This is a genomic window from Bacillus sp. FSL K6-6540 (assembly GCF_038007545.1).
Genome location: NZ_JBBOXH010000001.1, coordinates 7142048 through 7164873 on the forward strand (window position 1 = coordinate 7142048; position 22826 = coordinate 7164873).

Consider the following 22826-nt stretch of genomic DNA (forward strand, 5'->3'; position numbering starts at 1 on the left):
TGACGTTCATTCTAACATGGTACCGCGGCCAATTAAAGGACATACACAGACCCGCCTTCCTACAGCAAGCCCCCACATTTCCTTTTCAATACAAAATCAATCCAGCAGAACATTAGAGTTTTGAGAATCGCAAACTCATACTTCTAAGCTTGTTCGACCGAGTTTGGCCAACTTTCGTCGATTATTGAAAAAAAGCCGCTCTCCCTGAAAGCGACTCTTATCTTCCTATCTATTTTAAAATGACCGGCAGTTCTTTCAGCGCAAACATCATCGTGCTGTCCATCCGTGCCAGCTCTACGGAGCGGTCCCGGCGGTAATCGGGGTAACGGTCCAGCAAGGTCTGGAGGGCGATTCGGGACTCCATGCGGGCTAACTGAGAGCCCATGCAATAGTGGATGCCGCTGCCCAGACCCAAGTGAGGGTTCGGATTCCGGTGAATGTTGAATACGTCCGGCTGCTCAAATACATCCTCGTCATGGTTGGCCGAGGCCATCCAGATATAAACGAACTGTCCCTGCTTCAGCTCCTGCCCCCGCAGCACCGTGTCCTGCTTCACGCTGCGGAACATCAGCTGAACGGGCGAGAAATAGCGGAAGACTTCCTCGATGGCCCCAGGAAGCAGCGCTGAATCTCCAAGCACCTCTGCACGGACCTCAGGCGAACTGTCGAAGGCGAGCACGGCCGAAGAGATCAGGTTGGTCGTCGTTTCGTTGCCGGCTACGAGAAGGAGAATGCAGAACCCGATAATCTCCAGTTCGGTCAGGTGTTCATTGTCGATGCGGGCCTCGACCAGCTTCGTGATCAGATCGTCCTGCGGATGTCGGCGACGGTCCTCCGCGATTTCGAAGAAGTACTCGCTCATCTCGCGCTGGCATTGGTAATAGGCATCGGGATTGTCGCCCACCAAAGCATCCGACCAGGCCTTGAACCGTTCCCGATACTCCATCGATACGCCGAGCATTTCTGCGATCACCGTGATCGGTAACGGACTTGCGAGATCGGCCACGATATCCATCTTCCCCTTCTTCTCAGCTTCGTCCAACAGGGAGGTCGTGATCTCCTGGATCTTGGGGGCAAGCGATTCGATCATGCGAGGCGTAAAAGCATGGGATACCAGCTTGCGCAGCTGGCGGTGCTTCGGCGGATCCTGCCGCAGTACACTGGATTCAATAGGGTCATCGGAGGATGAGGAGCCCTGGGAAGAGAACACTTCGTAATTCGTGAAGACCGCTTTGACATCCTCGTATTTAAATACGTTCCAGGCTCCGCCACCATCAATGGCCGTCACCGGAGATTCCGTCCGCATCTGGCGAAACCATTCCAGCGGGAGTAAACCGTTCTTATTCCATTCCATGCTTAACACCTTCGCTTTCCTCATCAAATTTGAACTGACTGGTCAGTTATACACATGTAAAAAAAGAAGGCCTTGCTTATTCAAGCGATATAAACAGGCCTTGGGTAATCATCGTGAATGCAAACCGCTCCAGATCCTCGCGCGCATACCGATCTTGATGATTCAAGTAGTAATTGCAAGTGCTCTCCAGCGTACCGACGATGCTGGCAGCGGCCAGGTTGGGATCCACGGCACGGCACAGGTTCTCCTCACACTGTCCTTCCTCAATCATGCTTGCCAGAAAGCTTAAATAATTTCGCTTAAGCTCCTTTAACTCATCTAGGACATCCTGCTCGATACCGTTCGAAATCTCATTGAATACGATATGCGAGAAATGTCGGGATTCCAGAAACAAATCCAAATGATGGCGAATCGTCCGCTCAATCTTCTCCTTCATCGGCAGCGAGGAATTCAGATCCGCTTCCGTCCGCTGCATGATATCCTCAAAGCCCTGCTTCACCACCGTCTTGAAGAGCTGGGATTTGCCCGGGAAGTTGTAGTACAGTGTTCCCTTGGCAACCTGGGCGCGGGCGGCAATCTCGTCCATGCTTGCACGGTGGTATCCGTTCTCGGAGAATACTTCAATGGCTGCTTGGATAATTTTTTCTTTGCTCACAATAGGCTCTGCCCTTTCACAACTAAATTTCAGTTCGCCGTTCTTATTCTGACTGGTCAGTTCAAAAATAAGATACCATGTTGGGAAATATTAGTCAACTGAAGACGTTCCTATATCCATAATATTGTTGGATTCCATCTCGATCTATTTCGATTCTTAGGTTTATTTCCGTGGTATCCTATACATATGGACAAATACGGTGTATATTTCAACAGGGCTGGTAAAGAATCAGCATATAGGAACAAGAATATACCGTAACGGAGTGATGGGTTGAGTAAATCCAAGGGCAAGGGCGGAACAGGCAGAGGCACGGGCAAGAAAGGCTGGAGCCGATGGGATGCAAGCGCAAGAAGAGCCAAGAGTAAACCCAAACCTTATACCAGTAAAGGGACCAAGCAGGCGGACAATACAGCGGACGCCGGTAATCATAAAGGTACCCCATAATGAACATATGGTTTTAAGAACCCCTGATACAACCTAATGAAGGAGATGAACGGATTGGACAATCAAGAAGTTTTGACGGACATGCCGTCGAATTATGAGGAATTGAAAAGCTCCGCCAACCGAAACGCCAATTGGAGAGAACGCTTAAACGCCGTTGAAGAGCTGGGAAAATGGAAAAATCAAAAATCCATCGATATTTTGCTGCATAGACTGAATACGGATGCGGTTCACCAAGTGAGGGAGGCAGCCTATCATAAACTCCGGGCCTTTGGCGAGGACGTGCAGATGCCCGATAGACGAAAAGGCGAGCTGATGAAGGACGTTTCGAAGGTGCTCCTGCGCATCAAAAAAAGCCTTCCCCGTGACCACACGTATGAAGACTTCAAAGAGAAGCTGAAGAAGATGAGAATCGACATCTACGATACGTACGAGGGCGACAAAGGCGCCGATTTCGACAGCTGGCTGGAGCAAACATGGTCTTCACTGTTAAGAAGATGACGGGGCGCGTCCAGCCTTACGGATGCTTACCATGTATATGAGAATTCCGGTTATGTTATACTGAACACAAATATTAATTTATAGGAGTGGTACTCTGAGAAAGCAAAAGCCCATGTCGTTTGATGATCTGCTGAAGGAATTACAAGGCCAAAAATCGGTACAGGAGGATCCGGATAACATTTCTCTGGAAAAGCTGTTCAATGAATCGTTTATGCGTAAGCATTCTTCCCATACCAGCTTTGGGGATTTTGTCGTAAAAGGTAACTTCCAAGTGGAAACGCACGAAGATATCGATAACATTCCGGACGAACTGTTTGACCGTCATGTTTCCAGAGAAACCGATTTCCCGGATTGGAAATCGATGCTGGAGCAGGCCAAAGCCGATCATGCGGCTGCCATGAAGTAATATCGCTGCTATGACGCAGCTATGATCAGGGGCCGAAGGCCCCTTTTTCTATTCCATCCGTTTAAGTGGTATGCATTCGACATCAAATTGCTCACTTCGTCTCGGATTTGGATTCCGATTCTGTCTCGGCCTTCTCCCTGAATTTCTTATAGAGCTTTGTAATATTCGCCGTATTGATCTCGATGTTGTGCTCGTAAGCGTACTTCACTGCATATCCAAGCGCCAAGGTTGTAGCACCCGCTACCGTCGCTCCGGCGACCGATCCAGCGCCAGGGAACACCTTCACGATCTGCCGGAAAATGCTCTTCCCGATATTCCCGAATATCGTGGCAATGACGAGCTCCTTCGCCGTCTCCTTGCTGATCGGCTTATTGTACAGCACCGCAAGCCGAGTAAGCAGACTCACTTGAATGCCGGTAATCGGAATGATATCCGATCCCGGAATGGGGGATGCGCCTACCGCTCCTGCCGAGATCGAGGCACCGATGATCCACCCGTTGGCGGTCGCCGACTTTTCCTTGATGCTTTTGGCAAAGAGGATGTCTTTAGACTTTTTTTTAAGTATCTCCAGAATGCTGCTCCGCAGCCGATCGATGTTCTGGCCCGTCCGTGAGGACACCGGCACAACCTCATAGCGCCCTCCGGTCTCCTTCCGGATACGCGCCACCAGGCGATCGACTTCATCCGCGGCGTCGATTTTGTTCAGCACGATCAGAATGTTCGAGTTGACGCTTTGAATTTTCTCAAACGACTTCTTCTCCGCCTCCGAGAAGACGGTGCCTGCAGCGTTCAGAAAGAACAGCACGATATCCGCCTGTTTATAGTAATTCAAGGTCACCTCCGAATTGGCGGTGTTCACATCATTCAGTCCGGGTGTATCGATAAAGGATATATGGTCCTTGTACTTGTGCGGATGAATCACCGTCGTTTCCCCAGGCTCGGCCCCGACGCCGGCCACCTCCTCGCCCACGATCCGGTTCATGGTGGAAGACTTGCCCGTATTCACGTCGCCAATCAGCGCAATGAGGATTTCCTGCTTCAGCTGGCGGTTGATTTCATCCATTTCCTTCTCGTAGGCCTCATCGGCTGCCCGCTTGATCTCTTCTTCCCAAGCTTTTCCGTAGTCATCCATGTCTGATCGTCTCCATTCACGATAGGTTTTCGCGCCTCCGTGCAATCTATACATTCATCATACACTACCCAGGACTGTCCACCGAAGCTGCGTTTCTTCGATTCCCTTCATGATTCTCTTAAACAAAAAAAGCGTGAATTCATCACGCTTTCCCATTCGCATTATTTATTGAATTAAAAAATTCACATTACACAATTAAAAATTCAGCATGCTTCTCGCACTCCGCGCACTTCACCGGTGGGTCCCAGTCCGAAAACTCGGTCTCCTTCAGATCAACAATATCCGGGGCATCCTCATATTCATCCACGAAATTTTCGATCGCTAGTTCCACATGTTCCTTGCATACGACGTACATTCTATGCATCCTTTCTATCTTTCGCCTCATGTTGTGTTTACCTTCAAACCAGTATAGCCACTCTTCTGTTCTACCACACTCTACGAGAAAAAGAAATGTTTTTAATCCAATTGCCCATCCCCGCTGTATTTCAACCCACAAAAGCTTCCGATCCATCCATGGATTTCACATCCCAAGGCCTTCAGCCCAACTTAATTACAGGTGAGCAGCAAAAAAAGAGCGTGTTTCACGCTCTTCTTTCGCGGCCGTTTCAACGGCTCGTATCTAACCTTTTTCAATCTCTCTATATATGGATACTATTCCATGCTAACGATAATATATACCCGCTATTTGTTTCTATAAACAACGAACAAGCACATCTTTGTTGAAAAATGGTACACTCGCGGATTGTCCGCCAAGGGCAGCCTGCGTTATTCTCCAGGCTTCTCTTCCAGCTTGACCTTCAGCGACTGCAGCTTGCCGTCACGATAGAAGGTCACGTTCAGGTCTCCGCCCACCTTCGTGTTGTAGTACAGGTGCTTGCGGAGCTCGAGCGTCGTTGTAATCGGTTTGCCATCCAGCTTCACGATCACGTCGTTCAGCTGCAGACCGGCATCCAGCGCAGGTCCAAGCGCATCCAGCACGACCACGCCTTCGGTTACCGTCTTCGGCAGCTTGAGATCCTCCTTCTCCTTCTTGCTCAGCGGAGCATACGGATTACTCAAGTCGACGGTGTATACGCCCAGATAAGGGCGGGCAATATGCCCCTTCAGCATCAGCTCGGTCACAACCTCCGTAATTTCGTTGACCGGAATCGCGAACCCGAGTCCTTCGACGCCGGTGTCGGCAATCTTCATCGTGTTGATGCCGATGACTTTACCGTTCAGGTCTACCAAAGCGCCTCCGCTGTTGCCCTCGTTAATGGCTGCGTCGGTCTGAATGACCTCCTGCTCCCAGTCGTAAATGCCGTCCTGGTTCAGGGATACCGGAATGATGCGGTTGGTATAGCTGACAATCCCGGAGGTCAGCGTATCGCCCAAACCCAGCGGGTTACCGATAGCGATGACCGTTTCGCCGAGACGAAGCTTGGAGGAGTCTCCAAATTCGGCAACCTCGCCGATGCCTTTGCTGTCAATCGACAGAACGGCAATATCGCTGACGTTGTCCGTGCCGACCAAGGTCGCTTTTTTCTTTTCGCCGCCTACCAGCACAACCTCCAGGGAATCGGCGCCTTCCACCACATGGTTATTCGTAATCACGAAGGCTTTGCCCTCGAGTTTCTTGAAGATGACGCCGGATCCAAGGGCATCCTCTTGCGAGCCGCCGAAATCTTCACCGAAATCAAAATCATCGCCGAAGTCGAACCCTTCCGGAAGCTCGAAGTCGCCCTCATCCTCAGGCAGCGTGCCGGATTCCTCTTCCAGCCCTTCACCCTCGATCCCTTCCTCTTCAGGCAGCGGAGTCTCTTTATGCGTCAATACGCTGACAACCGCAGGACGCACCTTCTGGGCAGCGCTAATAATCCGTTCATAAGGATCCCCATCCGACGTGGACAGCTGATGACTGCCATTGATCATGGTAATCGGTGACGACGTCGCAGGATGACCTGTAATGAAGCTGAACAGCATCACCGCAATCAAGGCGCTGCACACGGAACTGATCGCGGAAATCTGGAATGTGGATAAACCCTTCCTGCGGCGGGTGGACCGCCACTTCGTTCGCTCAGATCGGTCCTCGCTGGTATTTTTGCTCCGTCTGGAAATTTTAGTTGAATAGAAATCATCGTCAAACAATCCCATTGCGATCCCTCTCTCCCCTTGGTTGCTACGCGTCAAGATACTTTACCAGCTTCAGACCTACCGCCATTACCGACTGACCTACTAAAATCATCTTGTCGTCATAACAACCGCCTTGCACCGCATGTATCTATCTTTCTATGAATCGGCAGCGTGCCACCTGTTAAATATCTCTCTATTGTATGACTCTTCTGCGGCTCAAAAAGTTGCATTTTTGAGCACGGTCTTTGAACTTTTAGTGAAATATCGCTCCTTATCCAATATTTGAACCCACAGCCAGCAATCTAGTTCCAGAAAAGGTATGTATTGACACCCGACCGTTCAAAAAAGACCCTGTATCCTTCTATTACCACAAACAGGGCGTTTTAAGCGCGAAACATCCGTTTTTTTCTAAAAAAGATGGGAATACCTGGGTTGGCTGCATTTGGCGTGTACAAACACCCCGTCCTCTAGTTCGTTGCAGGTGCTTAACCAAAGCCCTCAGACCTTCCGGTGCTCCTATTGTACCACACGAACACAGGTTCACGTCAGCTTTCTTTGGTAAAAACAAATGCTAAATTGATGGCAATTTTAAGAGTCTGTGTAAAGAGAGATTTTACATTCGATCCATAGCGATTGTCCGGGTGAACACAATACCCTTGTATACGAGCCAGACAGCCAAAAGGTTCCATTTTTCGAGGATATCCATGATCCCTCTTCCGGCATACCCGCAATCCTGGCAGCGGTAGCCCTTGATTCGTGCATTCCCCCTTTAAAGACTATACCGAACAAATGTGTTAAGAAAATGGCAACAGGGTTGGTCTTCCTGGCCAAAAATGTTCATTTCGGAATGCCGCGCCGCAGCTCTCCGGCGACCCACACATCATTCCTATTTGGGTTCATCGTCACTTATTCTTTCCTAAGCTCTCCACTGCAAAAATACTTCCCCGTCCCCTCTGCAGTGCACCTGCAGACAAGGCTCGTCTACCCTGTTTGGCCTATCAAAAAAGCACATTGCCTGCGCAAGCCATAGGATTTCGACCTGCTTCTCCGCTTTCTGGCACTGGTTAGGTTATCCATTCATCTGCAGGTTGCCCGCAGGGAATGTTATGAAGGGGGAAACCATATGCAAGGAGGGTTAAGGATGGCAAGAAGATCACGGCGGCACCGGAGTCCCGAAATGCAGCAGTTCATGACAAACGTGATGCGAAACGAAGGCTATCAAGTCGACCCGCAGCGGCAGCAGGACCTCAAATACGAGGTGGCCAAATCACTCGGCGTACCGCTGAAACCCGGCGACAACAGAGACCTGACCACCGAACAGGCGGGTAAAGTCGGTGGTGCAATCGGCGGTTCCATGGTTCGGGAAATGGTTCGTATGGCGCAAGAAAGCCTCAGCAAGCGTTAGGACGAGCCGTTTCTCAGCATGTGATGCGTCCGTCCGCAACAGCAAAACAGCCCCACGTCATCATGGGGCTGTTTTGCTCATACCTATTTTAAGATATCCATGTTATGAATGCTGAATTCGTCCAAGGCAAGCTGTCTCACTAAACTATTCCCCGACTTTATCCCAAGGGGTCGGACGGTCATAATACGTATCGCACAATTTAAACTCGCTGTCCTTGAAGAAGCAGCCGCGGTCTTCCATCGTATCGCGTACGGTCATTCTTGCCAGGTCCATCATGTTGTGATCCAGGCTGAGATGGGCCAGATACGTCCGTTTGGTGTCGCCCGTCAGCAATTCGCTTAAAGCATCGCCTGCCGAGTTATTCGACAAATGCCCCATATCGCCGAGAATCCGGCGCTTGGTATTCCACGGATACCGTCCCATCCGGAGCATCTCGATATCGTGATTGGCTTCCAGCACCAGCACATCCGATCCATCCAGCGCTTTCTTCACCTTGTCGCTGACATAACCGAGGTCCGTGGCAACGCCCAGTTTCTCGTCGCCGTCATAGAAGCAGTAACCGACCGGTGCCGCAGCGTCATGGGATATTTCAAACGGCTCTACCCGCAGGGTGCCAAAATCCTTGACCTCATGACTCTCCAGCACAATCCGGTTCTCTTCCGCAATCTTGCCCAGCGACTTGCTCATCGCTTCCCACGTCTTCTCATTCGCATAGATCGGCAGATTGTATTTGCGCGCCACCGCGCCAAGCCCCCGGATATGATCCGAATGCTCATGCGTGACCAGGATTCCGTCGATTTCTTCTCCCATCATTTCGCGTTCCTTCAACAGCTCATCGATGCGCCTTGCACTTAGGCCCGCATCGATCAGCAGTGTCGTATCCTCATTGCGGACAATGGTCGCATTGCCCGTCGAGCCGCTCGACAGCACGGAAAATGAAATCCCCATAGTCTTGTTACTCCTTTGTCGTATCGCTTTTTGGCGTCAGCACGTCCCCGCTGATGCCCTGCACATAGATCATCTCGCCATGATCCAGTGTAAACCGCCAGGTCGGTGCTGCCAACTGATCCTCTGTATTAAACAACTGCCCATAATAACCAAGCTGAATATCGCGTACCGCCGAATCAGGCGGGATGAAATTACGTTCGATAAGGGTTTCCAAGGCCTTCGATGCAGGCAGAACCTTCTGTTCCTCCATATCGCTGCTTGGCAGAATCTCAAACACGGGTTCGCGAAACGCATGGATCTTCTGGGCTTCATGGATAAACTCCAACTCCACGTTAAACAGCGGCCATTCCTTCTGCACCAACGGCCGGAATATGAAGACATTCTCCTTGTCTGACGGCTCGTCATGGCGATAGTTCCCGAGATCCGCAATCTTGCCTTCCAGCGCATTGCGCAATTCCTTCTCATCGGCATAAATCAGCTTCGTGTCCACCGGCTGCTCCAGCCCTACCGGCTCGCCCTGGGCTTCCGCGCTGTAGATATAATTAATCTTGGGCAGCTGCGGCGTTTCCGTCGGGATCGGACTCAGCAATTGAATCCCATTCTCCTCCATCACCTGCTGGGTGCTCTCGGAAAGCGAGGTGAAATCCAGATTGGAGCCGACCTGCTCGCGGTAGTCCATCCAGAGCTGATAGCCCAGCACCAGATTCAGCAGCAAAAACGCGTAAATCAGAACATTTTTGGCACGGCCCCAATCCATGAATATCCCTCCTTGTGATTCAATGTACCCCGTATGATTACTCGAGTATGACAACCGAGCCGTTCTGGAGCTTTAAAGCCCATACAGGCTTCAGCAGCAGCCCTTCTCCCGTCAGCACCGGTAAATAGGCGGGATCCAGACCTGTAACCACACTCTCCTCGTAAGGCTTCAGCTTCGCTTCCAAGGCCTCGCCTCCCGTAAGCTTTACCATCTGTTTCTTCAAAGAGGCCGGCTCGAGATATAACAGCGAGCGCTCATAGGAGGTTACCGTTCCCTGCTGCAAGTCCAATTCCATGACGCCATATTGGAAGCCTGACGTATTCAGGATCGGAAATCCGCCGTAGTATTGCTGGAATTTCACCAGCGTCCGATCTTCGGATTCACCCGCTTTAGCCAGCCTGTATGTGCCATTCCAGCCCCCGTGCTGATTCACGAAATCAATGGCGGACAGCACATCCTTGCCGGGACTGCTCTCTCCGGATGGCGGTGCAGCCGGATCGGTATAGCTGATCCATTTCTGTCCCTGGTCTACCTGGAGGCTCCGCTTACTGTCCGTATAAATCTCGGAGCCGTCTTTTTCCCGGATGTTGCGGGTGATGCTCGGGTCAAAAAACAGGCTGCGCTGCATTTGATCAACCGTATATTCCCCGATCGGCAGCTCAATGCTGACCATATTCAGCTCCTTCTCCGGGGTATAATACCGGCCATCCACCATCTTATACGGCGTCCAGCTCAGCCCGAAGTCCACCAGCTGATCCACGTCCTGTACGGTCAAATCCGCCTGGGCGGCTTCATAGACGACATCGCCCTCCGTACTGAAAAACATGACATGGATCTTCGCTTCGCCTTCCACGCTGTACAGCCACATTTTGTTGATGCTTTCCCCTTCAAACAGGGTGTCCGGGACGATTTGCATCACTCTCTGGAGCAGCGTTACCGGAATGCCTGAATCAAAGCTCAGCTCAATGCCTCGATTCTCGGAACGAACCTTGGCCCAATCGATGTTGCTGACCATCCGCCGCTGGAAATTATCAAAGGTCCGGCCTTTAAGCCGGTTATACACGAGATTATAGAACGTATCGTTCGGATAGAACACCGTATGCTTGTCTTCGCCCAGATGAATGACCATTTTGTCGGGAAAGAGCAGATTCTCTGGCTTCTCTTCCGGCCCCATCTCCTCGGTTCGGATATAGGCGTCCTTCGATTGCACAACCGAGTCGCTGCCCGGAAAACGGAAAATCAACACATAACTCTGTACCAAGCTGCCAACGACCAACAGGACCAGCAGCACGGTCTTCAATCGCTCCTTCACGCTAACACCCTCCCCTCATCGTCCAGGGGCAAGGTAAAGGTCACCGTGGTGCCCTTCTCCAATTCGGATTGAAGCGTAATGAAACCTCCATGTGCCCTGACAATTTCCCGGGCAATGGACAAACCGAGGCCCGTTCCGCCCAAATTGCGCGTCCGTGCTTTATCCACCCGATAGAAGCGCTCAAAGATCCGGTCCAGATCCTTCTTCGGAATACCGATCCCGGTATCCTTAACGGATAAGGATAACATGCCTTCCTCCGTTATGCTTGCATCCATGGTGATGGTGCCTCCGTCCGGCGTATATTTAAGGGCGTTGGATATCAGGTTATCGAGAACCTGGTCAATGCCGTCCCGGTCCAGCATCGCCGTGGATACGCCCGGCTTCACTTCGATAATGGTGCGAATATGCTTTTGCTTCATTTGGAAAGAGAATCGGTCCTCTACGTCCTCCAGCATTTCCACGATGTCCGTCCGCTCCTTATGCAGAGCGGCCTCCTTGGAATCCAGCCGGGACAAATGCAGCAGGTCCGTCACCAGCCGGATCATCCGGCCGGTCTCATTCTGGATGACGCCGACGAATCTCGGCCCCATCTGTTTATCCTCCAGCGCGCCATCCTCCAGCGCCTCGGTATAACTCTTGATGGTTGTCAGCGGCGTGCGCAGCTCATGGGATACATTCGCCACGAACTCCCGCCGGGATGCCTCCAGCTTCTCCTGCTCGGTGACGTCCTGCAGCACGGCAATCGTGCCCGTGATGCCAATCTCCCGCCGGTGAATCGGCGTGAAGGTCACGCGCATCATGAACGGCTCGCCGCCCTCGCGCGGCGTAATCTCTAGCAGCTTCGAATCATGGCCTTCGCCGCGCGCCAAGGCTTCGGATTCGGATTCTTCCAGGCCCAGCAGGGACACGATATCGTGCCCTGCCAGTTCTTCCCCCTCCACGCCCAACATTTCGCCGGCGCGCCGGTTCATCAGGATGACACGCCCCGCCTCATCGGTTGCGATCACGCCGTCGCTCATATTCGTCAGGATCGAAGCAAGCTTCTCCTTCTCTTCTTCGTTCTGCGAGAGAGCTTCGCGCAGACGGCTGGTCATATAGTTGAACGCCTGGCTGAGCTGGCCGATCTCATCGCTGCCGAACACCGGCGTTTTCTCGGTAAACCGGCCGTCCGCGACGGCCCGCGCATGCTTGGTCAGCTCCTTGATCGGATGAGTAATCGTATGCGACAGGATGACGCCAAGCACCGCGGTCAAGCCGAGGGCCAAGAGAATGCCCGATATAAAAATATTGTTGATCCGCTGCATCGTGCTGTACAGCTCGCTCATGCTGGCAACGATATATATCGCGCCGACGATTTTCTCGTTGTACATGACGGGCTTGGCCACCACTTTTTTGCGGATATTATCATCGTCGATGATGTACTCTTCATTATCCTGTATTCCCTGCAAGGCCCGACTGACAACCGTCTGCGTGTTCTTGGTGCTCACATAATCGGCGTGGGAGGGCAGCGAGGTGGTCAGCACCCGCCCGGTGGAATCCAGCACCTGAATCTCGGCGCCGTTCAGGTTGAACAGGTTGTTCACCATGACGCGCAGGCTCTCGATCGGATCCTCCTCGGTATCGTTCTCGCCGCCAAGGGTTTTGGCGGCCAAAACCGACATCAGTTCGGCGCGTTCCTGCAAGTCCTTCGTGAAGTTGCTGGTCAGCGAGTTCTTCATCGCACTAACAAAATACACCCCGATCAGCTGCATCGCGATCAGAATGAGAAGGACATAAATAATGATGACCTTCGCCTGGATGGTGCGGAAGAAGGACAGCCACTTCATTACAGGCCTCCGTTTTTCGCGCTGCGCATCAGGTAGCCCAGTCCGCGCCGAGTCAGGATATATTCCGGTTTGCTCGGATTCTCTTCAATCTTCTCGCGAAGCCGGCGGATCGTCACGTCCACGGTCCGCACGTCGCCAAAGTATTCAAAGCCCCATACCGCCTGCAGCAAATGTTCCCGAGTCATCACTTTGCCGGCATTACGGGCCAAATAATAAACCAATTCATATTCGCGGTGCGTCAGATCGAGCGCTTCCCCGCTTTTGTATACCATGTACATGTCCGTATCAATAAACAGCTCAAACAGCCGCAGGCCTTGTCCGCCTGCACTTGTGCCGCCTGTGTTATCCGCCGAGTTATCCGGCTTCTGCTGACGTCGCAGATGCGCCTTCACGCGTGCGAGTATTTCTCTCGTGCTGAACGGCTTCGTCACGTAATCATCCGCCCCGAGCTCAAGCCCAAGCACCTTGTCGATCTCTCCGTCCTTCGCCGTCAGCATGATGATCGGGATCTGCAGGTTAGCGGCACGTACCTCACGGCACACGTCCATTCCGTCTTTGCCGGGCAGCATCAAATCAAGCAGCATCAAGTCCGGCCGCTGGGTGAGCGCAATCTCCACGGCGCTGATGCCGTCAAAGGCGCAGATGACCTCATAGCCCTCTTTTTCCAAGTTAAACTTTAAAATATCGGCGATGGGCTGTTCGTCATCCACCACCAGAATGGTTCCCTGCATCTTCCTGTTCACCTCATACCTTCTTAAAGAGGATGTTCAAAAAGTCCCTTTTTGAACTCACACTTAAACGGTCTTCTTTTCATTTTACCACACCTGCCGCCGCTACACACCCACTGGTCCGCCATTCGGAGAGCGGCAGCGATCGCCTTTGGATTCGGAAAATCTCATCGTAAGCGGCATTCCTATTTTCCGAATTCAACAGCGACGGAGAAGGACACCGCTTGCGACACCACGGCAGACTATTTTCCTGTTCGGTCCCACATCCCCAAATCACCGCCTGCAAGACGCAAAGATGGCCGCCCCCGTTAAGGAGCGGCCATCTTCACTATTATGATATATGAACCAATAATGGCTTATGTCGCATTGGTTTACCTAGTATAACACAGAACTACAGATATTTCATCGGATTTTGGGCAACTCCATTTTTTTGCACTTCGAAATGCAGATGCGTTCCGGTGGAACGGCCCGTATTACCCATGACGCCCAGCTTGGAGCCTTGTCCAACAGACTGACCGTTGCCGACGGAAATCTTGCTCATATGCCCATACAGCGTGCGATATCCATTGCCGTGATCGACAATGACGACGTTGCCGTAACCGCTCTGCTGACCCGCGAAGACCACTCTTCCGGAAGCCGCTGCCATAATGGTGCTTCCGCCAACCATATCAATACCCTCATGGCTTCTTCCCCAGCGATGTCCGAAGGAGCTCGTAATGCGCGCCCCGCTCACCGGCCAAGCGAACATGCTGCCGCTGGACTTCTGGGTCACCGCTGCCGCTTTTTTCTTCGGTGCTACCTTGGTGCCTTTGTACACCACTTCCGGTAGGGATTCCTGAACCACCTGTTGGCCTGTCCACTGCTTGGAGATAACCTTGCCGTTCTCTTTGGTCACGATGTAATCCACCGTCTTCACGCCGTCCCGTCCGGGACGGACGACCTTCCGTTTGCCCAGCGGGAGCTCGCTGCTCTTGCGAACGATCGTTTCTGGTTTGCTCGGCTGCTTCACCGACACCGTCTCCACCGTTCTGACCGTCAGCGGCGCTTCCGGCTTCGTCACCTGCAGCTCGGCCCCGATCTGAACGTATTTCTCTTCGAGCCCGGGATTGAGCGCCATGACGTCAGCAGACTTCATGCCAAAATGCTGTGCGATCGAGGAAATCGTATCTCCCTCTTTCACCGTGTACACCACCGGCTTGTCCTTCGTGCCGGTCAGCACCTTGACCGCTTCTTCCACGTCCAGCACCTTGTTCGGGTCAGCCTTCGTGTTGGCAAGCGAAATCTTCTCCTTGATGTCCACGGACTCGAGCCCGCTTGCGTCATCCTTCTTCTTGCTCGATGCCGATGCGGACGTTTTCGTGAAAGCGACTCTCTGCGTCTTCTCCTTCTGCGCAGCAGCCGGAGCGAACTTCAGCTTAGCCGCTTCGACGGCAGCCTTGGCCGTCTGTTGATCCTTCACGATCGCCACCGTCTTGCCATCCACCTTCAGCTCCACGCCGCGGGCATATGCTTTCAACATGCCATCCAGCTTATGAAGCGTCTCCTCGCTGTTCACGACCGGTTTATAGGAACGGTCGGCCTTCGTGGTGATGCCGTCGGTATGAAGTACCATGGGCACATCAGGGTACTTCTCCTGATATTCCTTTTGCTTCGCTTTCAGCAGCTGGTCAAGTTGGGCATCTTCTTGAATGGTACCGATCGATTTCCCATCGACATACACATGATAGAACGGAATTGTATTCGCGTTCACGTAAGCTTTTCCGCCGGTATATATCGATCCTGCTATGAGCAATACCCCTGCCGACATCCAAATCCATCTGCGCGGTGATGTCCACCCCCGCTTTGGCGGATTCGACGACATCGGGGACTCCTGATTTGAGTTGTGATTGAGGGTAGACTGATCGGCCGCTTGCTTGCGCAAGATGCTGTCCATCCACCGTTTCCCCTTAGAACCTTTCATGTCTCTCTCCTTTAAGCCTTGTCCATATGTAAGAATCCGTTATTCGTTCATCTGAACTTGCTGACTTAGCATTGAATGTGACACAACCTGTCAAAAGGTATCAAAATTTTAACCTTTTCGATCTTCGTATACTTTAACATAGCCTTTACAATCATTTCAAGTTTACGAAAACAGCGAAAAACCCGCGCCCCGCGCGGGTTTCCTGATATTTTCCAATATGGGGCTTTTGCATGTCGGTGACAAAACGGTGACAGAGCCTGCCTGAAACCCGTCATACCGTTATTCTTTGAGCATGGTGATCAGTTTATCGAATTCTTCCGGATTCAAATATTTGGATATGCCCTGCTCGATCTCCGCAAGCTCCGCAGCGGTCAGACCGTCCTCCATCGCCTCAGAGATCTTCTGCATTTCGGATTGGGGCAGCTTGTTCATCAGCATGGTGAAAATCTCTTCCTTCTCCTCCGTTGGCAAACGGTCCTTCCGGTCCACGATGTCCCCCGGTGTCATGACAATCTCCTGATCTTCCAGGGAGGAGTCGCCAGACTCTGTCGTATTCGTGCCCATGACGGGCAGGGAATTATCCGGTGCCTCTTCATCGTTCGAAGTCTCCCCTGACGTTCCCGTTGATCCTGAACTCGTCTCTTCGTCCTCCTTGGCCCCTCCATTCGTTTGGGTGCCGGCTTCCGATTCCGGTTCATCGTCCGCTGCGCCCTGATCTTCTTCCAATTGGCGATTGTCCTTCGCGGCATTGACGCTGCCCGCATCCGGCTTGGTGCCGGAGCCCACGCCCAGCATCGACTTCATAATACCTCCCACCCCCATCGGCTCCGCTTCCAGTTGAATGTTAAAGCTGGATAACACCGATTGAATATAGGCATTGACGACGATGCCCGTGGTCACAATCGTAAGCGTGCTCACCAGAATGGCGGTCAAACTGATTTTCAGCAGCCATTTCATCCACTTCATCCGTATCTCCTCCTTCCTCATGCATGCTGCAATGACATGACGATGATTGCTTTCTTTTTCCAGTATTGACCGCTCGGGATCGCTTCAATCGTGGGGATCGCCAATTTTTCTACTTCGATCTGATATATTTCATGATTCGGTTCCTTTTAGGCCACACTACTTCCATGCGATAGAGCGCTCCATCGACCGCACCAGGGAATGTATGATACATATATAGTCATTGGAACGCTTATGAAGGAGGTCAATCTAGCAATGATTCATATATTGATCGCAGATGACGACGCGCATATTCGAGAGCTCCTGCTATATCATCTTCAAACCGAAGGATACACGGTATTCACTGCAGCTGACGGGGAAGAAGCTTCTGCCCTTTTGGCGGAAGAACAGGTTCACCTGGCTGTCGTGGATGTCATGATGCCGAACAAGGACGGGTATCAGCTCTGCGAAGAAATCCGGCGTTATTATGATGTTCCCGTCATTCTGCTGACCGCCAAGGATCAGCTTGTAGACAAGGAGAGAGGTTTTGCCGTCGGCACGGATGATTACTTAACCAAGCCGTTTGAACCAAGGGAGCTGCTGTTTCGAATCAAAGCCCTGCTGCGGCGGTATCAAATGGTCAGCGCAGACAAAATCCGTCTGAACGAAACGACCATCGACCGCAAAAGCTACGAGGTTCAAGGACACGGAAAGGTACTGATGCTGCCGATGAAAGAGTTTGAGCTGCTCTCTCAGCTTGCGAGCTATCCGGACCGGACATTCTCGCGCGAGGAGCTGATTCAGCTCATCTGGGGAACGGATTTTGACGGAGATGACCGGACCGTGGACGTTCATATCAAACGACTCCGGGAACGCTTCGCTGACCGAAGCGGCGATTTCCGGATACGGACCGTCCGGGGCGTAGGATATAAATTGGAGGGGGCGCCGCAGTGAAAACCCTCTATTCGCGCATCGTCCTCACCACCATCGCCATCATGGTGATCAGCAGCTTGATAGCTTTTGTGCTGTCTAATCTGTACTACCAATACAATCTCAAGCCCTTTAACGATCAGAAGGTCACCACCATGGCCAAGGATATCGGGGACTTTTATGACAGCCACCCGGAGACGGACATCCATGATTATCTCCATCACATCGGTCAGCTCGGTTATCAATTCTATTTGGTGAACGATCAAGGCAAGGAGTGGTTCTACGGCGGCATGTTCCGTGAACAGGACCTCTCGCCCGAAACGGTGCGGCAAGTGCTGAACGGGAAGGTGTACCATGGCATTGCGGAGTTTCCGTCGGAGCTGTTCATTACCGGCTTTTTCGACAATGTCCTAAGCAACTCCATCGGCATCCCCATACAGGTAGAAGGCAGCCCTCACGCACTCTTCCTCAGGCCCGATATTACCGTCCAGTTCGGGGAGATGCGTATCTTCTTCTCCATCATTATGGTCATTGCCATCCTGCTGAGCATCCTGCTTGTCGGCATTATTACGCGCTATATCGTGAAACCGATCGTGAAGTTAACCGAGGCCACCCAGAGCGTGGCGCAGGGCCAATATGACATTAAGCTGAACGTTACCCGGCGTGACGAGCTGGGGCAGCTTGCTGACCATTTTTCCCAGATGGCCAAAGGGCTAGCGCAGTTGGAGCAAATGCGTCAGGAGTTTGTATCCAATGTCTCGCATGAAATCCAGTCGCCGCTGGCCTCCATTCAGGGCTTCTCGCAGACGCTGCAAACCAAGCGCTTGTCCGAGGAACAGCAGCAGCATTATTTATCGATCATTGAGGCGGAGAGCCGCCGGATGTCGCAGCTCAGCAAACAGCTGCTTATGCTGGCATCCCTGGATAAGGAAGAGAACATTCTCGATAAATCCACCTTCGACGTGGCCGAGCAAATCAAGCAAGTGCTGTTCCACACCGAATGGAACTGGCGCAGCAAAGATTTGACCATCGATATGTCGCTGCCGCCGACCTATGTCTACGGCGATCAGCAGCTGCTGCATCAGGTATGGACGAACCTCATCACCAACAGCATTAAATTCACCGCACCTGAGGGCGCCATCTCCCTACGTGTGATCGAACACAACACACAATGCCGCATCGAGATCTCCGATACGGGCATTGGCATTCCGCAGGAGCATCTGCCCCACATCTTCAACCGGTTCTACCGCGTGGATGAGGCCCGTGACCGCTCCGAGGGCAGCAGCGGATTGGGTTTATCCATTACCCAGAAAATTGTCGAACTGCATGGCGGACGTATTGAGGTCACGAGTCAGCCTGGAAAGGGAACCACCTTCACCGTGATCCTTCCTAACGTATAATGCTGCCTAATCTCAAGTTCATGCTCTGTTCATATTCCATTCCTATACTTGGGGCATATCCCGCAGAGATTAAAAACCGAGGGATGTGCTGCTTAATGATCAGGAATGGAGATGAGAAACATGTTTCTTGCACTGCGTGAACTTCAACATGCGAAGCTGCGCTATCTGCTGATTGGCTTCATTATGGTACTGATTGCCTGGCTCGTCCTGTTCGTCACGGGATTGGCCCAGGGTCTTTCCTCCGATAACGCCTCTTCCATACAAAATATGAAAGCCGACTACCTGGTGCTTCAGGAGGAGTCCGATCATCGGATCAATCGTTCCGTACTAACCGGCGAGATCTGGAACGAAGTGCAGAGCCGCCCGGGTGGAAACCCGGCCACTCCGCTCGGCGTACACATGAACACCTTGACCAAGGAAGGCTCCTCAGCCAAATTCGATGCGGCTTTTTTTGCCATTGATGTGGAGAGCATGCTGGCACCCCGAGTCGTTGAAGGCACCATGATTAGCAATACGGATGCCGACCTTGTGATGGCCGACCGCTCCTTGAAAGAGGACGGGTACCGGCTGGGCGACCGGATCGTGGATCAGGCTACAGGCGCCACGTTTACGATTGCTGCCTTTACGGAGGGACAATCCTTCAGTCATGCCCCGGTCATTCACATGAACTTTGAGGGGTGGAAGACGCTTCAGCCAAACCCGGCGAAGCCAGCGCCTATCTATAATGCCATCGCTTGGAATGGAACTCCGGAGCAGAAGGAAGCCTTGGTCCGGGACGTATCCGGCATCGAGATGATCACGAAAGAGGAAGCCCTGCAGGGGATTCCCGGTTTTCAGGAGGAGCAGGGTTCTCTCATCATGATGATTGTGTTCCTGTTTGTGATTGCAGCCTTCGTGCTGGCCGTGTTCTTCTACGTCATGACGATTCAGAAAATGAATCAGTTCGGGGTCCTGAAAGCCATCGGCGCGGGGACCGGCTATCTGGTGAGGAGTCTGATCTTTCAGGTCCTGACCCTCACCATCGTCAGTCTTGCGATCAGCATCGGCTTGACGTACGGGGTTTCGCTCCTGTTGTCCGGCATCGTGCCGTTTTCGTTAACGCCTTCGGTCGTTCTGCTCTGTTCCTTGCTGTTCCTGGCGGTTTCCCTGATGGGATCGCTATTATCGCTATATCGGGTCATCAATATCGATGCAATCGAAGCTATCGGGAGGGCTGCATAATGACATCATCCAAGCTGTTGATGGATCAGGTAAGCAAAGAATTCGGTGACGGGGACACCTCAGCTAAAGTACTGGACAACATTTCACTGGATATCAAGGGTGGGGAATTTGTCGCGGTGGTCGGACCTTCCGGGTCGGGCAAAAGCACCTTTCTCTCCATTGCCGGGGCACTGCTATCCCCTACCCGGGGACGAATATGGATGGGCGATCAAGAGGTCACCCGGCTCCCCGCCAAACAAATGAATCAGCTGCGGCTGCGCCATATCGGATTTGTCTTTCAATCTTCCAATCTCATTCCGTATCTGACGGTCCGCGATCAGCTGCTCTTGATGGCCAAGCTGGCTAACCAGCACGGCCAGGAGCCGCAGCGGCGGGCAGATGATCTGCTTCACCGGCTGGGCTTGTCGCATCGCAAGTCTCGGTATCCCGAGAGCCTGTCCGGCGGCGAACGGCAGCGGGTTGCCATTGCCCGGGCATGGATGAACGATCCGGAGCTCATATTGGCTGACGAGCCGACGGCAAGTCTGGATTCCGAGCGCGGCCGGACGGTCGTTCAAATGCTCGCCGATGAGGTGAAGCTGCGCCGGAAAGCTGCCATCATGGTCACGCATGACAAGCGCATGCTGGATCTATGTGACCGGGTCGTCTATATCGAGGACGGCAAGCTGTCCGAACGGACGCAGCCGATTGTGTTGTAGCATGACAAAAACCGGATTCATCCCTAGGCAACCTAGTCGATGAATCCGGTTTTTTACTATGCTGGACCGCCGTGTACCTTGTCCAGCACTCAAGAAGGCCATACGTCTTTTCGAAGGTTCGTATGGCTTCTGTCCCCCCTACATGGATCTGACTGCATTCATCCGCTGTTTTTAGCCCCAATTCCAAATGATCAGCGTGCTGCCCTCTATGTCTATCTCCATTATAGGGTGGATGGGCGGATGACTAGGGGATAATATTCTTTAGCTGAAGGGACAAATTCTTCTACCTATTGAACAGCGATGGTATGCTCGAAAGCCATCTCCTATCCCGGATCTTCTACAGCCATAAAAAAGCCCGCCGAACCCTATCTTCGGCGGGTGTATTTCACATAACTTAAAGTTGAACTTTCACTCTCTCTATTCTTGGTCCAACGCTTGATTACTTCTCATAAATCGGCAGCACTTGATTCGTCTGCTCCCGGTTGCGGCCGACGGAGAAGATGGCAATCGGAATGCCGGTCAGCTCGGATACCCGCTCAACATAACGGCGAGTGTTCTCAGGCAGATCCTCCAGCGTCTTCGCGCCGGTAATGTCTTCGCTCCAGCCCGGCAGCTCTTCATAGATGGCTTCGCACTCGGCTAACATTTTCAAGCTGGCCGGGTAGTGCGTAATCTCCTCACCGCGGAATTTATATGCGGTACAGATCTTCACGGTCTCCAGTCCGCTGAGCACGTCCAGCGAGTTCAGGGACAGGCCGGTAATTCCGCTTACGCGACGGGCATGGCGCACAACTACGCTGTCGAACCAGCCTACGCGACGAGCACGCCCGGTTACCGTGCCGTACTCATGTCCTTTTTCACGGATATATTCGCCGATTTCATTATCCAGCTCCGTCGGAAATGGTCCGTCTCCTACACGCGTCGTATAGGATTTGGCCACGCCGATGACCTGTTGAATCTTCGACGGCCCTACGCCGGAACCGATGCAGACGCCGCCTGCAGAAGGATTCGAAGACGTAACAAACGGGTACGTCCCTTGGTCGATATCCAGCATGACGCCCTGCGCGCCTTCGAACAATACCTTTTGATTCTCATCGATGGCATCATTCAAGACAACGGAAGTGTCGCGCACATATTTACGAATAACTTCGGCGTACTCCAGGTATTGCGTTAGAATCTCTTCAACATCAAGCGCTTCCCCGCCGTACACCTGGGTAATCACTTGGTTCTTCTCCTTCACCAGATGGCGAAGCTTCAATTCGAACTCTTCCGCATCCATCAGATCTGCGATCCGGATGCCGTTGCGTGCCGCTTTATCCATGTAGCAAGGGCCGATCCCCTTGCGCGTTGTACCGATTTTGTTCGGACCTTTGCGGTCCTCTTCCAGAGCATCCAATACCATATGATAAGGCATGATAACATGAGCACGATCGCTGATTACCAGATTGTCGGTGCTGAACCCGTTATCATGAATATAATTAATCTCTTCAATGAGTGCAGCCGGGTTAACGACCATACCGTTACCGATTACACAGGTTTTATCTTTATAGAATACTCCGGATGGAATCAAGCTAAGCTTGAATTTTTTACCGTCAATCAGAATGGTGTGGCCGGCATTGTTGCCGCCTTGGTAACGGGCTACCACGTCGGCGCTTTCCGCCAAATAATCCGTGATTTTCCCTTTCCCTTCATCTCCCCATTGTGTTCCCACAACGACTACCGTTGACATATTCATTCCTCCGCCCGGGCTGTTACACCCTTATGATTTCGCGTAACACTGATGAAATAAATCTCTGCAAGCTGATTATAGTTCAACCTCACTGCACTAAAGCAGCAATACCAGTGTAACAGTCCCCATTTTTAAAGTCAAATACAAAAACGAACAATCGCACATGAGTGTGTACGATTGTTCGGAATTAGGACGAGATTATAGATGGATAACCGTATTATTCGGGGAACTGCCATAAGAAAAACGACTGTCGACGTACTTTCTCAGAAGACAGACCTCGGTTAGAGGAAGTTTTTCTTGCGATATCAGGAAGGCTCAAGCTTCGAAGTTTATACTTGATATCTTAAGAAATGCCCTATACTTACAGCG

Annotated in this window: 21 protein-coding genes; 8 read left to right on the plus strand and 13 right to left on the minus strand. The window is 52.1% G+C overall.

The window, feature by feature from the left end; genetic code table 11:
• Nucleotides 1-229: 229 nt before the first annotated feature.
• On the minus strand, nucleotides 230-1354 hold the full coding sequence (locus MHH82_RS32150; RefSeq protein WP_340969672.1) for a cytochrome P450: 1125 nt from the start codon (nucleotides 1352-1354) through the stop codon (nucleotides 230-232).
• A 76-nt stretch (nucleotides 1355-1430) separates the two neighbouring features.
• The gene (locus tag MHH82_RS32155) at nucleotides 1431-2009 is read right to left on the minus strand and encodes a TetR/AcrR family transcriptional regulator (RefSeq protein ID WP_251502016.1); all 579 of its coding nucleotides are present in this window, start codon (nucleotides 2007-2009) and stop codon (nucleotides 1431-1433) included.
• A 270-nt stretch (nucleotides 2010-2279) separates the two neighbouring features.
• On the opposite strand from MHH82_RS32155, the gene MHH82_RS32160 reads away from it, so the two are divergent.
• From MHH82_RS32160 to MHH82_RS32170, 3 genes are all read left to right on the plus strand, one after another.
• On the plus strand, nucleotides 2280-2453 hold the full coding sequence (locus MHH82_RS32160; RefSeq protein WP_119850760.1) for a DUF3934 family protein: 174 nt from the start codon (nucleotides 2280-2282) through the stop codon (nucleotides 2451-2453).
• Between the two features lie 54 nt (nucleotides 2454-2507).
• Nucleotides 2508-2951 (plus strand): HEAT repeat domain-containing protein, encoded by a 444-nt coding sequence (locus tag MHH82_RS32165; protein WP_445661986.1) that lies wholly within the window; start codon nucleotides 2508-2510, stop codon nucleotides 2949-2951.
• Nucleotides 2952-3063: 112 nt separating this feature from the next.
• On the plus strand, nucleotides 3064-3357 hold the full coding sequence (locus tag MHH82_RS32170; RefSeq protein ID WP_015738093.1) for a hypothetical protein: 294 nt from the start codon (nucleotides 3064-3066) through the stop codon (nucleotides 3355-3357).
• A 91-nt stretch (nucleotides 3358-3448) separates the two neighbouring features.
• On the opposite strand, the gene MHH82_RS32175 is transcribed toward MHH82_RS32170, so the two are convergent.
• The 3 genes from MHH82_RS32175 to MHH82_RS32185 all read right to left on the minus strand — a co-directional run bounded on the left by MHH82_RS32175 (nucleotide 3449) and on the right by MHH82_RS32185 (nucleotide 6622).
• Nucleotides 3449-4489 carry a GTPase gene (locus tag MHH82_RS32175; RefSeq protein WP_145039753.1) on the minus strand — a complete coding sequence of 347 codons (1041 nt, stop codon included), beginning with the start codon at nucleotides 4487-4489 and terminating at the stop codon, nucleotides 3449-3451.
• A 187-nt stretch (nucleotides 4490-4676) separates the two neighbouring features.
• On the minus strand, nucleotides 4677-4844 hold the full coding sequence (locus tag MHH82_RS32180; protein ID WP_007129186.1) for a CxxH/CxxC protein: 168 nt from the start codon (nucleotides 4842-4844) through the stop codon (nucleotides 4677-4679).
• Nucleotides 4845-5254: 410 nt separating this feature from the next.
• Nucleotides 5255-6622: a S1C family serine protease gene (locus tag MHH82_RS32185; protein WP_015738095.1), complete on the minus strand. Its 1368-nt coding sequence runs from the start codon at nucleotides 6620-6622 to the stop codon at nucleotides 5255-5257.
• Nucleotides 6623-7742: 1120 nt separating this feature from the next.
• Between MHH82_RS32185 and MHH82_RS32190 the strand changes: the two genes are divergently transcribed.
• Nucleotides 7743-8006: an alpha/beta-type small acid-soluble spore protein gene (locus MHH82_RS32190; RefSeq protein ID WP_175495081.1), complete on the plus strand. Its 264-nt coding sequence runs from the start codon at nucleotides 7743-7745 to the stop codon at nucleotides 8004-8006.
• 144 nt (nucleotides 8007-8150) lie between these two features.
• Here the strand turns inward: MHH82_RS32190 and MHH82_RS32195 are convergent, their stop codons facing one another.
• From MHH82_RS32195 to MHH82_RS32225, 7 genes are all read right to left on the minus strand, one after another.
• Nucleotides 8151-8954 (minus strand): MBL fold metallo-hydrolase, encoded by an 804-nt coding sequence (locus tag MHH82_RS32195; protein WP_009591509.1) that lies wholly within the window; start codon nucleotides 8952-8954, stop codon nucleotides 8151-8153.
• 7 nt (nucleotides 8955-8961) lie between these two features.
• Entirely contained in the window at nucleotides 8962-9711 is a 750-nt protein-coding gene (gene yycI / locus MHH82_RS32200) for a two-component system regulatory protein YycI (protein ID WP_009591504.1), read from the minus strand.
• A 37-nt stretch (nucleotides 9712-9748) separates the two neighbouring features.
• Entirely contained in the window at nucleotides 9749-11023 is a 1275-nt protein-coding gene (locus MHH82_RS32205; RefSeq protein WP_015738097.1) for a YycH family regulatory protein, read from the minus strand.
• A complete protein-coding gene (walK, locus tag MHH82_RS32210; RefSeq protein WP_015738098.1) occupies nucleotides 11020-12849 on the minus strand; it encodes a cell wall metabolism sensor histidine kinase WalK in 1830 nt (609 codons plus the stop codon). The genes MHH82_RS32205 and walK overlap by 4 nt, the downstream gene beginning before the upstream one ends.
• Nucleotides 12849-13580, minus strand: coding sequence for a response regulator YycF (gene yycF / locus MHH82_RS32215; RefSeq protein ID WP_009591483.1), 732 nt, complete (start codon nucleotides 13578-13580; stop codon nucleotides 12849-12851). Before yycF ends, walK begins: the two co-directional genes overlap by 1 nt.
• A gap of 388 nt (nucleotides 13581-13968) precedes the next feature.
• The gene (locus MHH82_RS32220) at nucleotides 13969-15537 is read right to left on the minus strand and encodes a peptidoglycan DD-metalloendopeptidase family protein (protein WP_145039755.1); all 1569 of its coding nucleotides are present in this window, start codon (nucleotides 15535-15537) and stop codon (nucleotides 13969-13971) included.
• A 279-nt stretch (nucleotides 15538-15816) separates the two neighbouring features.
• Nucleotides 15817-16503: a hypothetical protein gene (locus MHH82_RS32225; RefSeq protein WP_145039757.1), complete on the minus strand. Its 687-nt coding sequence runs from the start codon at nucleotides 16501-16503 to the stop codon at nucleotides 15817-15819.
• A gap of 252 nt (nucleotides 16504-16755) precedes the next feature.
• On the opposite strand from MHH82_RS32225, the gene MHH82_RS32230 reads away from it, so the two are divergent.
• The 4 genes from MHH82_RS32230 (at nucleotide 16756) to MHH82_RS32245 (ending at nucleotide 20728) form a co-directional block, all read left to right on the plus strand.
• Nucleotides 16756-17433 carry a response regulator transcription factor gene (locus tag MHH82_RS32230; protein ID WP_015738102.1) on the plus strand — a complete coding sequence of 226 codons (678 nt, stop codon included), beginning with the start codon at nucleotides 16756-16758 and terminating at the stop codon, nucleotides 17431-17433.
• Entirely contained in the window at nucleotides 17430-18809 is a 1380-nt protein-coding gene (locus tag MHH82_RS32235) for a sensor histidine kinase (RefSeq protein ID WP_015738103.1), read from the plus strand. The genes MHH82_RS32230 and MHH82_RS32235 overlap by 4 nt, the downstream gene beginning before the upstream one ends.
• 120 nt (nucleotides 18810-18929) lie before the next feature.
• Nucleotides 18930-20030: an ABC transporter permease gene (locus tag MHH82_RS32240; RefSeq protein WP_145039760.1), complete on the plus strand. Its 1101-nt coding sequence runs from the start codon at nucleotides 18930-18932 to the stop codon at nucleotides 20028-20030.
• Nucleotides 20030-20728, plus strand: a complete 699-nt coding sequence (locus tag MHH82_RS32245) for an ABC transporter ATP-binding protein (RefSeq protein ID WP_036659563.1) — start codon at nucleotides 20030-20032, stop codon at nucleotides 20726-20728. Before MHH82_RS32240 ends, MHH82_RS32245 begins: the two co-directional genes overlap by 1 nt.
• 439 nt (nucleotides 20729-21167) lie before the next feature.
• Here MHH82_RS32245 and MHH82_RS32250 read toward each other — a convergent pair whose 3' ends face one another.
• Nucleotides 21168-22457 carry an adenylosuccinate synthase gene (locus MHH82_RS32250; RefSeq protein WP_009591501.1) on the minus strand — a complete coding sequence of 430 codons (1290 nt, stop codon included), beginning with the start codon at nucleotides 22455-22457 and terminating at the stop codon, nucleotides 21168-21170.
• Between the last annotated feature and the right edge of the window lie 369 nt (nucleotides 22458-22826).

Excerpts from the sequence above, each read along its gene's own strand:
- MHH82_RS32225 (WP_145039757.1), bottom strand. The coding sequence starts at position 16,503 with ATGAAGTGGATGAAATGGCTGCTGAAAATCAGTTTGACCGCCATTCTG.
- MHH82_RS32170 (WP_015738093.1), top strand. The coding sequence starts at position 3,064 with ATGTCGTTTGATGATCTGCTGAAGGAATTACAAGGCCAAAAATCGGTA.
- yycI (WP_009591504.1), bottom strand. The coding sequence starts at position 9,711 with ATGGATTGGGGCCGTGCCAAAAATGTTCTGATTTACGCGTTTTTGCTG.
- MHH82_RS32230 (WP_015738102.1), top strand. The coding sequence starts at position 16,756 with ATGATTCATATATTGATCGCAGATGACGACGCGCATATTCGAGAGCTC.
- MHH82_RS32195 (WP_009591509.1), bottom strand. The coding sequence starts at position 8,954 with ATGGGGATTTCATTTTCCGTGCTGTCGAGCGGCTCGACGGGCAATGCG.
- MHH82_RS32150 (WP_340969672.1), bottom strand. The coding sequence starts at position 1,354 with ATGGAATGGAATAAGAACGGTTTACTCCCGCTGGAATGGTTTCGCCAG.
- yycF (WP_009591483.1), bottom strand. The coding sequence starts at position 13,580 with ATGCAGGGAACCATTCTGGTGGTGGATGACGAACAGCCCATCGCCGAT.
- walK (WP_015738098.1), bottom strand. The coding sequence starts at position 12,849 with ATGAAGTGGCTGTCCTTCTTCCGCACCATCCAGGCGAAGGTCATCATT.
- MHH82_RS32180 (WP_007129186.1), bottom strand. The coding sequence starts at position 4,844 with ATGTACGTCGTATGCAAGGAACATGTGGAACTAGCGATCGAAAATTTC.
- MHH82_RS32220 (WP_145039755.1), bottom strand. The coding sequence starts at position 15,537 with ATGAAAGGTTCTAAGGGGAAACGGTGGATGGACAGCATCTTGCGCAAG.
- MHH82_RS32190 (WP_175495081.1), top strand. The coding sequence starts at position 7,743 with ATGGCAAGAAGATCACGGCGGCACCGGAGTCCCGAAATGCAGCAGTTC.
- MHH82_RS32250 (WP_009591501.1), bottom strand. The coding sequence starts at position 22,457 with ATGTCAACGGTAGTCGTTGTGGGAACACAATGGGGAGATGAAGGGAAA.
- MHH82_RS32245 (WP_036659563.1), top strand. The coding sequence starts at position 20,030 with ATGACATCATCCAAGCTGTTGATGGATCAGGTAAGCAAAGAATTCGGT.
- MHH82_RS32240 (WP_145039760.1), top strand. The coding sequence starts at position 18,930 with ATGTTTCTTGCACTGCGTGAACTTCAACATGCGAAGCTGCGCTATCTG.
- MHH82_RS32185 (WP_015738095.1), bottom strand. The coding sequence starts at position 6,622 with ATGGGATTGTTTGACGATGATTTCTATTCAACTAAAATTTCCAGACGG.
- MHH82_RS32175 (WP_145039753.1), bottom strand. The coding sequence starts at position 4,489 with ATGGATGACTACGGAAAAGCTTGGGAAGAAGAGATCAAGCGGGCAGCC.